This is a genomic window from Bacteroides oleiciplenus YIT 12058 (genome assembly GCF_000315485.1).
Classification (GTDB): domain Bacteria; phylum Bacteroidota; class Bacteroidia; order Bacteroidales; family Bacteroidaceae; genus Bacteroides; species Bacteroides oleiciplenus.
In genome coordinates, this window is record NZ_JH992943.1 from 373,456 (window position 1) to 387,561 (window position 14,106).

7 protein-coding genes are annotated in these 14,106 nt (G+C 43.3%); all 7 read left to right on the top strand.

Annotation, left to right across the window (positions count from 1 at the left end):
* The first annotated feature begins 5 nt into the window (after positions 1–5).
* From HMPREF9447_RS17890 to HMPREF9447_RS17920, 7 genes are read left to right on the top strand one after another with little or no spacing between them, the layout of a single operon-like run.
* The gene (locus HMPREF9447_RS17890) at positions 6–1,883 is read left to right on the top strand and encodes a RagB/SusD family nutrient uptake outer membrane protein (protein ID WP_044138438.1); all 1,878 of its coding nucleotides are present in this window, start codon (positions 6–8) and stop codon (positions 1,881–1,883) included.
* 32 nt (positions 1,884–1,915) lie between these two features.
* Complete coding sequence (locus HMPREF9447_RS17895; RefSeq protein ID WP_009131172.1) at positions 1,916–4,741, top strand: SusC/RagA family TonB-linked outer membrane protein; 2,826 nt, start codon at positions 1,916–1,918, stop codon at positions 4,739–4,741.
* Between the two features lie 27 nt (positions 4,742–4,768).
* Positions 4,769–6,526, top strand: a complete 1,758-nt coding sequence (locus HMPREF9447_RS17900; RefSeq protein ID WP_009131173.1) for a RagB/SusD family nutrient uptake outer membrane protein — start codon at positions 4,769–4,771, stop codon at positions 6,524–6,526.
* Between the two features lie 37 nt (positions 6,527–6,563).
* Positions 6,564–7,598 (top strand): DUF5627 domain-containing protein, encoded by a 1,035-nt coding sequence (locus HMPREF9447_RS17905; RefSeq protein ID WP_009131174.1) that lies wholly within the window; start codon positions 6,564–6,566, stop codon positions 7,596–7,598.
* A gap of 34 nt (positions 7,599–7,632) precedes the next feature.
* The gene (locus tag HMPREF9447_RS17910) at positions 7,633–9,846 is read left to right on the top strand and encodes an endo-1,4-beta-xylanase (RefSeq protein ID WP_009131175.1); all 2,214 of its coding nucleotides are present in this window, start codon (positions 7,633–7,635) and stop codon (positions 9,844–9,846) included.
* A 16-nt stretch (positions 9,847–9,862) separates the two neighbouring features.
* Positions 9,863–11,506, top strand: a complete 1,644-nt coding sequence (locus tag HMPREF9447_RS17915; RefSeq protein WP_009131176.1) for a glycoside hydrolase — start codon at positions 9,863–9,865, stop codon at positions 11,504–11,506.
* A 27-nt stretch (positions 11,507–11,533) separates the two neighbouring features.
* Complete coding sequence (locus HMPREF9447_RS17920) at positions 11,534–14,071, top strand: glycosyl hydrolase 115 family protein (protein WP_009131177.1); 2,538 nt, start codon at positions 11,534–11,536, stop codon at positions 14,069–14,071.
* Positions 14,072–14,106 lie beyond the last annotated feature (35 nt).

Below are 14,106 nucleotides of genomic sequence, written 5' to 3' on the forward strand. Positions count from 1 at the left end.
TGATTATGAATAAATATATCAATAAACTATTTGTGATGTCGGCCATTGCAATGGCAGGCATGATGGGGATAACCTCGTGTACCGACTATTTGGACAAAGCTCCGGAAAGTGACTACCAAGAAAATGACCCCTACAAGAATTTCAAGAATTTCCAAGGTTTCACAGAGGAACTCTATAACTGCATCCCAGTAGTCTCGAACAACAAAGATGCCGGACATACTTGCTTCAACTATGGTGAAGAAGAATACTGGGAGCCGCAAGAAATGCGTATGCAAGCTCGTAGCGTAGACAACGGGGACTTTTGGGGTTGGACAACTGCTTACTATGGTTACCCGAACAATCAAGGGGCGGCAGGTTCAGCAAACCGAACTGACAAAGGTCACTTATGGGCCAATTCTTGGTATGCTATCCGTAAAGCCAACATAGGTATCGCCAACCTCAGCAATTTAGTAAGCGCTACGGAAGAAGAACGTAATCTCATAGAAGGACAGCTTTACTTCTTCCGCGCATGGTTCCACTTCATGCTGATGGAATGGTGGGGTGGCATGCCCTATATCGATGAGGTGTTGCCTTCAGACGTGACTCCTACATTGGCCCGTCTTAGTTGGCAAGAATGTGCTGAAAAATGTGTAGCCGACTTTGAACATGCGGCAGGTTTGCTTCCTGTCGACTGGGACGCAACAACCGCCGGAAAAACGACACTGGGCAAGAACAATATGCGTATCAACCGTATCATGGCTTTAGCCTACAAAGGCAAAACCTTGCTCTGGGCAGGTAGTCCGTTAATGAACTGGACTTCGGGTGGTGCGAAAGAATACAATACAGAGTTGTGCAAACGAGCTGCCGATGCTTTTGGACAAGCACTTGCCCTTACCGAATCAACCAACCGTTATGAACTGGCTAACTTCTCCGAATACAATGACATCTTCCTTTTACACAACTCCAGCGGTAAACTGAATGGAGTGAGAGAATCCATCTTCATGGAGAATATCAAGGATTATGCTGCACGCTGGCGCTGGAACATGGTCAATGATTTCCGGCCGCAATCCATTGAGTATTCCGGTATCAAGTGCTATCCCACAGCCAACTACGTGAATTACTACGGAATGCAGAACGGTTATCCGATTAATGATATGACAAAAGCAGATGCAGAATCGGGTTATGACCCTACACATCCTTGGAAGAATCGTGATCCACGTTTCTACAAAACTATCATGTTCGATGGCGTGAAATGGAAAAATACCGGTGGTGCAGGTGGAACAGCAGAATTGTTCACCGGAGGTCGGGAGAGTGAAGAGGCAAACGAAAAGAAAGGTTGCTTCACAGCCTATATGAATAGCAAACTTTGCCCGCAATTAATGAACACAGTTGATGGTTACAAAGAAAACAACATTATGATTCTCAGCCTTATGCGCCTGGCTGATGTTTATTTGATGTATGCTGAAGCTACAGTTGTAGGCTACAACGGTCCGAAGGAGAAAGCCACAACTTACTCACTCACAGCCGAAGAAGCATTGAACAAGATCCGCGAGCGTGCTGGTGTAGCCCCCGTACTCGAGAAATTCCTGGGTAGCACTGCTGACTTTCTGGGTGAATTGCGCCGCGAACGTGCTGTGGAACTATCCTTTGAAGGTTTCCGCTTTACCGACCTTCGCCGCTGGATGCTTCTTACTCAATATCCTTACACGCTGAAGACAAAGATTGAATTCGACCGCGCCAATCCTAATGACTATAATTACGATGCACCGGAAGAAAACGCTATCAAGAATTTACGTGAAATAGTATTGCTGGAGCGTAAATATACCGATAGACACTATTGGTATCCGCTTCCCAAAAAGGATGTCAGCATGTATGAAGGATTTTATCAGAATCCCGGATGGTAATCTTGACGTATTAACTAATAATGACGCAAAAAATGAATAGAAAGTTTATATATATTGGCTGTACTGTTTTTGCCATGTCTCTGTTTCACGCAGGAAGCATTCAGGCACAAGAAGAAAACAAGGATAGCCTAGTGAATGTAGCTTTCGGTACAGTTGCCCAGGAAGACTTGACGCATGCCATTTCTACTGTCAACACGTCCGAACTGATAAAAAAGGTTAATAGCTCCAGCAGCTTAGTAGGTCTGGAAAGCCTGATAGGTGGATACACCGGCAACATATGGGGCCAGGAAGCACTTATTCTGGTAGACGGGATACCTCGCAGTGCAAGCAATGTGCGCGCTTCCGAAGTAGAAAGTATTTCGGTAATGAAAGATGCCGCTGCCGTAGTACTTTATGGTAGCCGCGCAGCAAAAGGTGTTATTCTGATCACTACCAAACGAGGTAAAAATGAACCGATGCGCATCGACGTACGGGGAAATGCAGGTATCAATGTCCCCAAATCTTATCCTAAATACTTGGATTCGGACTGCTACATGACCCTTTACAATGAGGCTTGTCGCAATGACGGCTTGTCGCAAAGATACAATCCATCAGATATTTATAACACCGCCATGGGAACCAATCCTTATCGGTATCCGAACATCGATTTCTATAGTTCCGACTACCTGAGAAAGGCATATTATAATGCTGACATGACCGGTGAAGTATACGGAGGTAATGATCGCACACACTATTATCTGAACTTCGGTATGGATTATAGTAACGACCTACTGAAATACGGTGAAGCAAAAAATGCCTATAACATGCGTTTCAATGTACGAGGTAATGTAGACATGACACTTGCCTCATGGCTGAAAGCTACTACCAATGCAGCAGTTGTCTTTACCAATCAATATGCAGGTCGCGGAAACTTTTGGGGAGTTGCATCCACTTTGCGCCCTAACTGGTTTGCCCCGTTGCTTCCCATTGACATGATGGATACCAATGTCTCTCAGATACAGGAATATATTACCAATAGCAATCACCTGATCGACGGTAAATACCTGCTTGGAGGAACATCATCCGACATGACCAATCCTTTTGCAGATCTTCTGGCTGCCGGCTATGTCAAGGAAAAAGCACGTATGTTTATGTTCGATGTCAGTCTTGCAGCTGATCTGGGTTCTTTTCTGAAAGGCCTGTCATTTAAGACTTCCTATAGTGTAGACTATACATCTTACTATTCGGAAGCTTTCAGCGAGACCTACGCTGTTTATGAGCCTACATGGTCTCAAGTAAACGGCAAGGATATGATTATCGCCCTGAAGAAACACAATGAAGACAAAAAAGATCCGAATGAATATGTTGGTAAGTCCACTTACGATCAGACTATGACATTCAGTGCGCAGTTTGATTATGCCCGTACTTTCGAAAAATACCACAACGTAGCGGGCACATTTATAGGCTGGGGCTATCAGACGCAGAATTCTGCCGATGAAAACCATGAAAGCAGTGATTATCACCGCACCAGCAATGTAAACTTAGGCTTACGCGCATCTTATAACTATAATCACAAGTATTACGTTGACTTTAGTGGTGCTGTGATCCATTCAGCCAAGTTACCCGAAGGCAAACGCAACGCTTTCTCCCCGGCAGTTACTTTAGGATGGAGAATCAGTGACGAAAAGTTCATGGAGAATGTGGACTTTATAAATGACTTGAAAGTCACGGCTTCCTATGCTAAGCTGCATCAAGATCTCGACATCTCCGATTATTACCTGTATAAAGGAACTTTCTCCAAAAGACAAAATGAAGGTTTCTATGTACAATGGCATGATGGCACAGCCGGCGGATGGACTCCAGCTTCCAAGCGTGGTGATAATCCTAACTTAGGTTTCATCACACGTGAAGAGTTCCGTGCAGGTATTGATGCTACACTGTTCAACCGTCTGCTGAAGTTGAATGCCAACTATTTCAGACAGGAAACGAAAGGCTTACTTACCCAAGGTTCCTCTTCCATTTATCCTACGTACTTTGCTTTAAGCAGTAACTCCACCTTCATGCCTTGGATCAATTATAACGAGGACAGACGCAACGGTTTTGATTTCTCGCTGAGTGCCAACAAGAAGTTCGGTGACTTTGACGTAACACTTGGGTTCAACGGTATGGTATATTCATCTAAAGCCCTGAAACGTGATGAACTTTATGATGAAGATTACCAGTATCGCAAAGACCGTGCACTTGATGCCTCTTACGGTTATGTATGTGAAGGCTTCTTCCAAGATCAGGCAGACATTGATAGCCATGCTCGACAGACATTTGGTACAGTAAAACCCGGTGACTTGAAGTATAAGGATATTAACAAGGATGGCGTAATCGATAGCAAAGACCAGATTGAATTAGGAAAAAATGGTTGGGCTGCCCCTCCTTTCTCCTTCGGATTGAACCTGACCGTAAAATGGAAGAACTTCTCATTGTTTGCTATGGGATCAGGACAGACCGGAGCAGTAGACTACAAAAGCAGTTCTTACTACTGGAACCGCGGTACAAGCAAGTTCTCAGAAATAGTATGGGGACGCTGGACTGAGGAGACCAAAGATGTGGCCACCTATCCACGACTCACTACCACCAACGGTGACAACAACTACCGCAACTCCACTTTCTGGATGTACAAGCGCAACTATTTCCGCCTGAATCAGGTGCAGTTAACGTATGATTTCCCTGAAAATACTTTCAAAGGAACATTTGTTCGCGGCTTAAGCGTCTATTGTGGTGGCAACAACCTGCTTACCATTTCCAAAGAACGTAAGCATATGGAACTGAGTATCGGTTCCCCGCAATGCCGCAACTTCTATGCAGGTTTTAAGGCTGCATTCTGATTTTATTGATTAATAAAGAAGAAGATTATGAAAAAAAAAGTTATACCTTTTATAATAGGTGTCCTGATGCTTACCGGTTGTGATGACTTGTTTTCACCGGCCATCGAAAACTTCCAAGGCGTGGAAAACATGTACAACGATGCGGAATATGCACGAGGAATCTTGCACAATGTATACAGTCTAATTCCGGGTTATTACGACAACAGTGAATATGGCACGGATGACGCCGTGACCAATCAGCCGAGTAACGTGTATCTACAAATGGCCACTGGTGCCTGGACCTCAAGTTCGTATAATCCACAGAATCAATGGACCAATTCTTATGGTGCCATTCAATACATCAATCTCTTCCTGGCGAATGTGGAAGGTGTAAAATGGTCGGATGATGAAGAATTAAACAAACTATTCGCACAACGCCTCATCGGCGAAGCTTACGGACTCCGTGGCATGTTCTATTTTTACCTACTCCGCGCCCACGCCGGTTTCGGTGCAAACGGTGAACTACTTGGTGTGCCCATACTGACAGAGTTTCAGACAGTAGAGTCGGACTTCAACCAACCGCGTGCTTCATTTCAGGCTTGTGTAGAGCAAATCTATAATGACCTTTCCGAAGCAGAAAGAAGGCTTCCCTATGAATATGAAGATGTTTCGGGAAGCGTTCCTACAGACTTCCAAAGTCTCACAACAGATGTCGGGAAGTATAACACCGTCATGGGTGCCAAAGCACGTCAGTTGTATAATGGAATCATAGCCCGCGCTTTCCGCGCACGCACAGCCATACTGGCCGCCAGTCCTCTTTTCGAAGATGCTACTAACGCTGCCACATGGGTAGATGCCGCCAATGCCGCTGCTGCTGTGATAGATTATAAAGGAGGCGTATCAGGATTAGCCTCCGATGGAGTAGAATATTACTCCCCCAGCATTGTAAATACCATTCAGGATGGTGCTAATCCGAATGAAATCTTATGGAGAGGAAACAAAGGCAGTGGTGATAACGATCAGGAATCCCAAAATTTCCCACCAAGTTTGTATGGAAATGGTTATATGAATCCATCACAGAATCTGGTGGATGCATTTCCTATGACCAATGGATACCCCATCAGTGACGCAGCCAGCGGATATGATGGCAATAATCCTTATGCAGGACGTGACCCTCGTTTGGGTAAATATATCCTCTACAACGGAAGTACGATCAGCGAAAAGAGCATAACCATCAACATCAATGAGGGAAACCAAGACGGCGTTAATGTGACTGAAAACCGTTCGACTCGAACGGGTTACTACATGAAAAAGCGCTTGCGTATGGATGTGAACTGCAATCCGGCAGCCACCTCCAAACAACCGCACTACACTCCCCGCATCCGCTACACTGAAATGTATCTGGACTATGCTGAGGCCGCCAATGAAGCTTGGGGACCGAAAAACGCCAATGGCAGAAATTACTCCGCTTACAATGTAATCAAAGCGATCCGAAAACGTGCCGGCGTAGGTGGTTCCAATGATACTTACCTAGAAGCATGCGCTACCAGCAAAGACAAAATGCGTGAACTGATCCGCAATGAACGTCGGTTGGAACTCTGTTTCGAAGGATTTCGTTTCTGGGATCTCCGTCGTTGGAAAGCAGATCTGAACGAACCGGTATATGGTATTAACTGGAGTGGCAACAATTATCAGAAGATAACCGTGGAAGAACGTTCGTATGGAGAATACATGTACTGCTGTCCCATCCCCAATTCTGAGATACTGAAGTACAGCAATCTCATCCAGAATAAAGGATGGAAATAATCAATAATTGTAAACACTATCAATAAAATAGAATGATATGAAAAAGAAATTAGCATATATCGGACTGGCCTCATTGCTCTTATCTTTTACTGCATGTGAAAGCTCGGACAATGAATTTCCCGACTTCGATTATCAAACTGTATATTTTGCCAACCAATATGGCTTACGTACCATTGAATTAGGCGAGGACGAGTTCCTTGACAACTCTATGGATAATCAGCACAAAGTAGCCATCAAGGCAGCCTGGGGTGGTGGTTACACCAACCGTAAAAATGTGATTATTGATACCAAAGTAGATAAATCACTCTGTGAAAACCTCTACTTCAAAGGTACCAACATTCCTGTTACCCCTATGCCATCTTCCTACTATACATTGGCTGCCAACCAGATCAATATTCCTAAGGATAAAATTATAGGTGGGGTGGAAGTGCAATTCACCGACGCATTCTTCGCTGATAAGAAGTCTCTTGACAATTACTATGTGATTCCTCTGAAGATGACGGACGTACAAGGTGCAGACTCCATCCTTCAGGGTAAAGCTGCCGTAGAAAATCCCATATTGACAAATAGTGGAGACTGGAGCGTACAGCCCAAAAACTTCGTATTGTATGCGGTGAAATATGTCAATCCCTGGCATGGCGAATACCTGCGTCGCGGAGTGGATCAAGCTGTCATAAATGGAATCCCTTCACAATTAGTACGCCATCAGCCATATGTAGAGAAGGATGAGAAAGTAAAGATTACAACCGAAAGTTTGAAAGATAATATCCTATCATTATCAACTAAAGATGCACAGGGCAATCTTTTCAATTACAACCTCAGTCTGTTTTTTGCGGAAGACGGCAGTTGCACAATAGGTAGCACCTCCGATGACTTCACTATTTCAGGTACTGGCAAATTCGTAAAAAAAGGCGAAAAGAACAGCCTTGGTGGTAAAGATCGTGACGCTATCTACCTGAACTATACAGTTGACTTCAAGACCAAAAACATGCAGTATGCCACCAAAGATACATTAGTGTTGAGTAGCCGTGCCGTACAAGGTGGTAAGTCATTCGAAATAGAGATAAAATAGTATTATCTGGTATAAACGTTAAAACTAAGAGAATATGAAATATTTTAATCATAAACTAATCGGTCTTGCCATGATGGGCATAGCAGTCATGGCATGTACCGATGAGTACGACTGCAACCTTCAGATAGAAAAACCTGAAGAAGTGGCCAATAGTGAATACTTAGCCAGCTTCGACTTGTTGAAATCGTACATCAACCGCGATGCCAGTTCACCGTTTAAATTTACGGCAAACATGTCTTCAACAGACTTTATAAAAAAAGAGATCGGATATAGCACCATCCTGAACAATTTTGATGGTATAGATATTGGCGGTTCTTTCACACCTGTCAGTTCATTGAAAGAAGATGGTTCCTATGACTTTGGCGGAATGCAATTAGTGACTGATGCAGCCAAAGAAGCAGGTGTAACGCTGTATGGCGGTACACTCTGCTCCAACCAAGGACAACGCGCCGCTTACTATAATGAATTGATTCAGCCTATCATCATTCCCTTCGTACCCGAAAAAGGCAAAACCGTGATCTGTGACTTCGAAAATGATGAACTTGGTACAGCCTATGGCATGACCGGCGGAAGTCAGGCAGTGGTAGAAAATGATCCGGATGGTAAGAGTGGTAAAACATTACACGTAGGTACCGATGATAACAAAGCGGCCTATTCGCATCCTAAATTCAATGTAAAATTGCCGGAAGGCCGAAAACTGGGTGATTATGTTAACCTGACTATTGACATGCGCATTGTGAACAGTGACGGTATATATGGAGCAGGTATGAGAGTTTTTATCAATGGACAAGAATTTAACGTAGGTACAAATGCTCAAGGACTTGGTTGTAACCCGAATACCTGGAATCGTGGAGCAATCATTAGCTTGAACAGTGCCAAGGCTCCAGGCTTCATACTACCGGATGAATTGAAAGGGCTTACAGAATTCGAACTGGCTGTCGGCTCAGCTTCTGGAGGAGCACAATACTTTCTCGACAATATCGTGATGAATTATGAACTCCCTGGAACAGGTATTACCAAAATCGATTTCAGCAAAGATGCACTTGGTACGTCTTATCCAATGACCAACGGCAATCAAGCTGTGATAGAAGATAATCCTGAAGGTAGTGGTAAAGTGCTACATGTAGGTACAGCAGCTACTCCCTGCTCTTATTCTTATCCTAAGTTCACAGTAAAATTACAGAATGGAAGAACATTAGGCGACTACACCGGACTCTCTCTCGACATGTACTTGATAGATGGTAAAGGTGGCTGGGGTTCCGGTATGAGAGTGGTGATTAACGGACAAGAATTCAACAGCGGGCAAGGTCCGTTCGGTTTCGGCTGTGAAAGCAACAAATGGGGAAGAGATAAAATCTATATCACATTCCTGAAAGAAGGCGAAACAGCAGGAGGTGGAAAAATAGCTATCCCCAACTCAATGAAGGATCTGACCGAGATAGAACTCGCCGTAGGTTCAGGCTCGGGAGAATGGCACGCTTACATCGATAACGTCTGCCTACATTGGAAAGCTGATGACACCATCATCGAGAAAACTCCTGAAGAGAAAAAAAATCTCTTCACTGAAGAACTGAACAAATGGATTGGCGGTATAGTAAATGCAGGTGGTGAAACTGTAAAAGTATGGAATATTATAGGAGAGCCATTAGATAAGAGCGTGGATTCCAATACCTTCAACTGGGGCGAATACCTGGGCGATGTAGAGTATGCACGTACAGCTGTAAAGTTGGCACGTGACACAGCGAAAGTTGATCTCAACCTCTTTATCAGCAACACATTCAATCAACAGGATGAAATGGATCAGAAAGCTGATGAAATGGTTGCATTGGTGAAATCCTGGGAAGCAGATAATGTAACCAAGATTGACGGATACAACATCGTTCTCCATGCAGTTTACTCAAAAGACGCCACTGTCCAGAAAAGAAATGAAGAAATGATTACCGCATTGTTCGATAAGTTGGCACAGACCGGTAAGTCGGTACGTGTATCCGACCTCAGTATGATGGTGGAAAATGTAGATGGCAATTTTATTCAGACCAGCAAACTAACTGCGGATGAACGGACAGCTGCCGCCAACTATATGGCTTTCATTATGAAAGAATATCGGAAAGCTATTACTTCAGACAAGCAATACGGTATTTCTATTTCAAGTATGACTGAAACAAGCACAGGCAATAAAGTTTGTCCGTGGACATCGGGATACAACCGAAATGGAATGTATGAAGGAATAGTTGAAGGATTGAAATAAACCTAAATATTTACAGATGAAAAACATTGCATCATTATTTTGTTTCTTCCTAACGGGTATCCTCTTATGGGCTTGTTCGGATGGGGGAAATGAAGAAGCAAATGTAGATGAAAGGAAGAGCGCATACGCGCTCTTCCTTAAAAAATCTATTATCGTGAGCGCTGGAGAGAATCAAACAGATGTCGTTATAGAGTGGGCAAAAACATCCTGGGATATAACCCTCGGAAAGGGAGATGTTGTGAAAAACATAACCCCGATGTCAGGTGGAAGTAATGATGGAGAAAAACAGTATACAAAGATTCAGGTGATCTGCAACGCTAACACTACAATGAAACAGCGTACACAGACCATTCACATTACTGACAAGGTCAATAAACAAACTGCCGATTTGTTAATAGAACAGGACCCGGCATTTAAGTCAGTAGTGCTCAATATTGACCCTGTAGTAAAATACCAACCGATAGTAGGATTCGGTGGGATGTACAATCCTAAAATTTGGTGTGGTGGAAATCTCATTTCTGCCCGGCAACTGGATAAAATGTATGGTAACGGTGGATTAGGTTACTCAACCCTCCGCCTGATGGTTTATCCCAACGAATCAGATTGGAGTGCCGATGTGGAAGCAGCCAAAACAGCGCAGGAAAACGGAGCAATTGTCTTTGCATGTCCATGGGACTGTACGGATGCCTTTTCCGAGAAAATAAAAGTTAACGGTAAAGAAATAAAGCATCTCAAAAAAGAAAACTATGGAGCATATGCCGGCCACTTGATCCGCTATATCAATTTCATGAAACAGAATGGAGTAAATCTCTATGCTATATCTGTCCAAAATGAACCTGATATGGATTTTACTTACTGGACACCTCAGGAAGTAGTGGACTTTGTGAAACAATACGGTGCCAGTATTCGTGAAACCGGTGTCAGGCTAATGTCACCTGAAGCATGTGGCACACAGCCTGAATATACCGATCCGATAATCAATGATGTCGGAGCATTTGCACAAACTGATATTGTAGCAGGACACCTTTATCAAGGTTTTTCAGACTTAGATAACGGATATGTCAAAAATCGCCACGATTATATTTGCGGTCTCTATCCCCGCATTCAGGGAAAGACATGGTGGATGACGGAACATCTCTTCAACGATGGAGAAAAGTCTGACGATCCATCACAATGGGAGTTTCAAAAATGGCAATACAGCCTCAACCATCTCGGCAAGGAAATTCACATGTGTATGGAAGGCTATTGCAGTGCATATGTATACTGGTATCTGAAACGTTTTTATGGATTGATGGGTGATAGCGACGAACGCTGTCCGGTGGATGAAGGCGAAATCACAAAGAATGGCTACATCATGGCACATTATGCACAGTATGCTACTAGTACTACACGTATTAAAGCTGCTACGGATAATATAGGAATATGTGCTACAGCCTACATCAATGGAACAAACGACGAAATAACAGTGGTATTACTGAATTTAACAGGGGCTACCCAGTGTATTGAAATACCGTTGGCAGGAGTAAAAAATGCAACTGCTGTCGAAACCAACGAAAACAAGAATATGGAAACTGTCAAAGTCGAATCTTCAGAAACGGGCAATAGAATATATGTTTTGTCGTCTGGCAACAGCATAACTTCCATCCGATTGACTTTATAATTATACGAATAGATATTAGATAACCATATGAAACGTATTTTTTATACTCTCCTTCTATTAACAGTCACAGTACTTTCACCAAGTGCTGCCGAACAGTTTGTGTCTTTTACCCAAACAGGTAACAGTCTCTCTCTCCTCTCCCCTGGGAACCGTTCGTTTACTATTCTTTGCAGTGGTCGAGATGAGCACAAAGGAGTGCTTATAGCCATAGATAATTTGCAAGCAGACTTTGAAAGAGTTTGTGGAGTGAAACCTGAAAAGGTAAACGGTACCGCAGATAATGTTAAAATTATCATAGGCTCAATAGATAGCAGTCCGATCATAAAACAATTGATAAAAGCAAAAAAGCTTGATGCGAATCTGCTCAAAGGCAAAAACGAAAAGTATATCATTACTACGCTCCATTCGCCATTGAAAGGCATTGAGGGTGACGTATTGCTGATTGCCGGAAGTGACAAGCGCGGAACAATCTATGGTATCTACGAACTATCGAAACAAATGGGTATCTCACCTTGGTATTGGTGGGCAGATGTTCCCGTGCAACATCAAGATGCTATCTATATCAAGGAAGGTATTTACACCGATGGTGAACCCAAAGTGAAATATCGTGGCATCTTCATCAATGACGAATGGCCTTGCATGGGTGGATGGACCACCGAAAAATTCGGTGGATTCAATAGCAAAATGTATGTGCATTTGTATGAACTGCTACTGCGGTTGAAAGCCAACTTCTTGTGGCCCGCCATGTGGAGTGCGGCATTTTATGCAGATGATCCGATGAACAGTCCCTTGGCTAATGAGATGGGAATCATTATCGGCACCTCCCACCACGAACCAATGGCACGCAACCATCAGGAATATGCCCGCAACCGGAAAGCTTATGGAGAGTGGAATTATCAAACCAATAAACAGGGGGTAGACCGTTTCTTCCGCGAAGGTATCGAACGTATGAAAGGAAAAGAAGAAGTAGTAACTATTGCCATGCGTGGTGACGGAGATGCTCCGATGGGATCTGATACAGACACTCGCTTATTAGAAAACATTGTGAAAGAACAGCGCAAGATTATAGCCAATGTAACAGGTAAGCCTGCTTCTGAAACTCCCCAGTTATGGGCACTCTATAGCGAAGTATTGGAGTATTATGACAGAGGAATGAAAATACCTGATGATGTGATGATTCTGCTATGTGATGACAATTGGGGCGACGTTCGCCGCCTACCAGACTTAAATGCCAAGCAACATCCCGGAGGATATGGTATGTATTATCATGTCGACCTGCATGGAGCACCACGTGCTTATCAATGGCTGAACATGACACAAATCCAGCACATGTGGGAGCAACTTATTCTAACTTATCAGTATGGTGTAGATAAAATGTGGATATTGAATGTCGGTGATTTAAAACCGAATGAGTTCCCCACAGACTTCTTTTTGCGTATGGCCTGGAATCCTACAGCCTATACTGCCGACAATTTGATGGATTATACCCGTGATTTTTGTGAGCAACAATTTGGTGAAACCCAAGCTGATGAGGCTGCTCGTATATTAAATCTCTATTGCAAATATGCATCGAGAATTACGGCTGAGATGTTGGATAGTAAGACCTATAACCTCGAGAATGGAGAATTTAAAGCCGTTACCGATGAATTTCTGGCATTGGAAGCCTATGCTTACCGACAGTTCTCATCATTGCTTCAAGAGCAGAAAGATGCTTATAGAGAACTGATTCTGTTTCCGATTCAGGCAATGGCTAATCTTTACGAGTTATATTATGCCGTAGCCATGAACCGTAAGTTGGCTCAATGTGGAGATGTACGTGCTAATCATTGGGCCGACCGCGCTGAATATTGCTTTAAACGTGATGCAGAACTTTGCCATGATTATAACCATCATATTGCCAACGGTAAATGGAACCATATAATGGATCAGACACATATAGGCTATACCAGTTGGGATGAACCGAAGGGCGGAAACATTATGCCCAAAGTGAAGCGTGTAACCATCTCCAAGAACACAACAGGAGGATATGAATACGAAGAGAATAACGGTGTAATAGTGATGGAAGCCGAACGTTTTGTCGATTGTAAGCAAGGTAGAGAAACGAAGTGGACGGTTATTCCCGATCTCGGACGCACACTCTCCGGCCTGTCCCTCATGCCTTATAATAAATCTATTGAAGATGCCTCTGTTTCATACAAATTCAAACTGAAGAATGATTTAAAGGATGTCCGCCTCCGTCTTATCTTGGACAGTACATTACCTTTTGTACAGGGTGGTCATAGCTATGCCATCAGCATTGATGAAAGCGAAGAACAGATAATTAATTACAATAAAGATTTGAACTGGGCTCATAACTACAGTAGAATGTATCCAGCTGGCGCCGCCCGCATCATTGAATCAAAAGTATCATTCATTAATGCTGATCTTAAAGCAGGTAACCATGTTCTGACTATTCGTCCGATAACTCCGGCTGTGGTTCTCCACAAGATTATAATAGATTGTGGCAGTGACGGCCCGAGTCATCTGAATCTTCAAGAAAGCAAGTTCAGTATGAAAGTAAAATGAACTTTGAGAGTTTTATTATAATAAACAGAAGACGA

Excerpts from the sequence above, each read along its gene's own strand:
- HMPREF9447_RS17890 (WP_044138438.1), top strand. The coding sequence starts at position 6 with ATGAATAAATATATCAATAAACTATTTGTGATGTCGGCCATTGCAATG.
- HMPREF9447_RS17895 (WP_009131172.1), top strand. The coding sequence starts at position 1,916 with ATGAATAGAAAGTTTATATATATTGGCTGTACTGTTTTTGCCATGTCT.
- HMPREF9447_RS17900 (WP_009131173.1), top strand. The coding sequence starts at position 4,769 with ATGAAAAAAAAAGTTATACCTTTTATAATAGGTGTCCTGATGCTTACC.
- HMPREF9447_RS17905 (WP_009131174.1), top strand. The coding sequence starts at position 6,564 with ATGAAAAAGAAATTAGCATATATCGGACTGGCCTCATTGCTCTTATCT.
- HMPREF9447_RS17910 (WP_009131175.1), top strand. The coding sequence starts at position 7,633 with ATGAAATATTTTAATCATAAACTAATCGGTCTTGCCATGATGGGCATA.
- HMPREF9447_RS17915 (WP_009131176.1), top strand. The coding sequence starts at position 9,863 with ATGAAAAACATTGCATCATTATTTTGTTTCTTCCTAACGGGTATCCTC.
- HMPREF9447_RS17920 (WP_009131177.1), top strand. The coding sequence starts at position 11,534 with ATGAAACGTATTTTTTATACTCTCCTTCTATTAACAGTCACAGTACTT.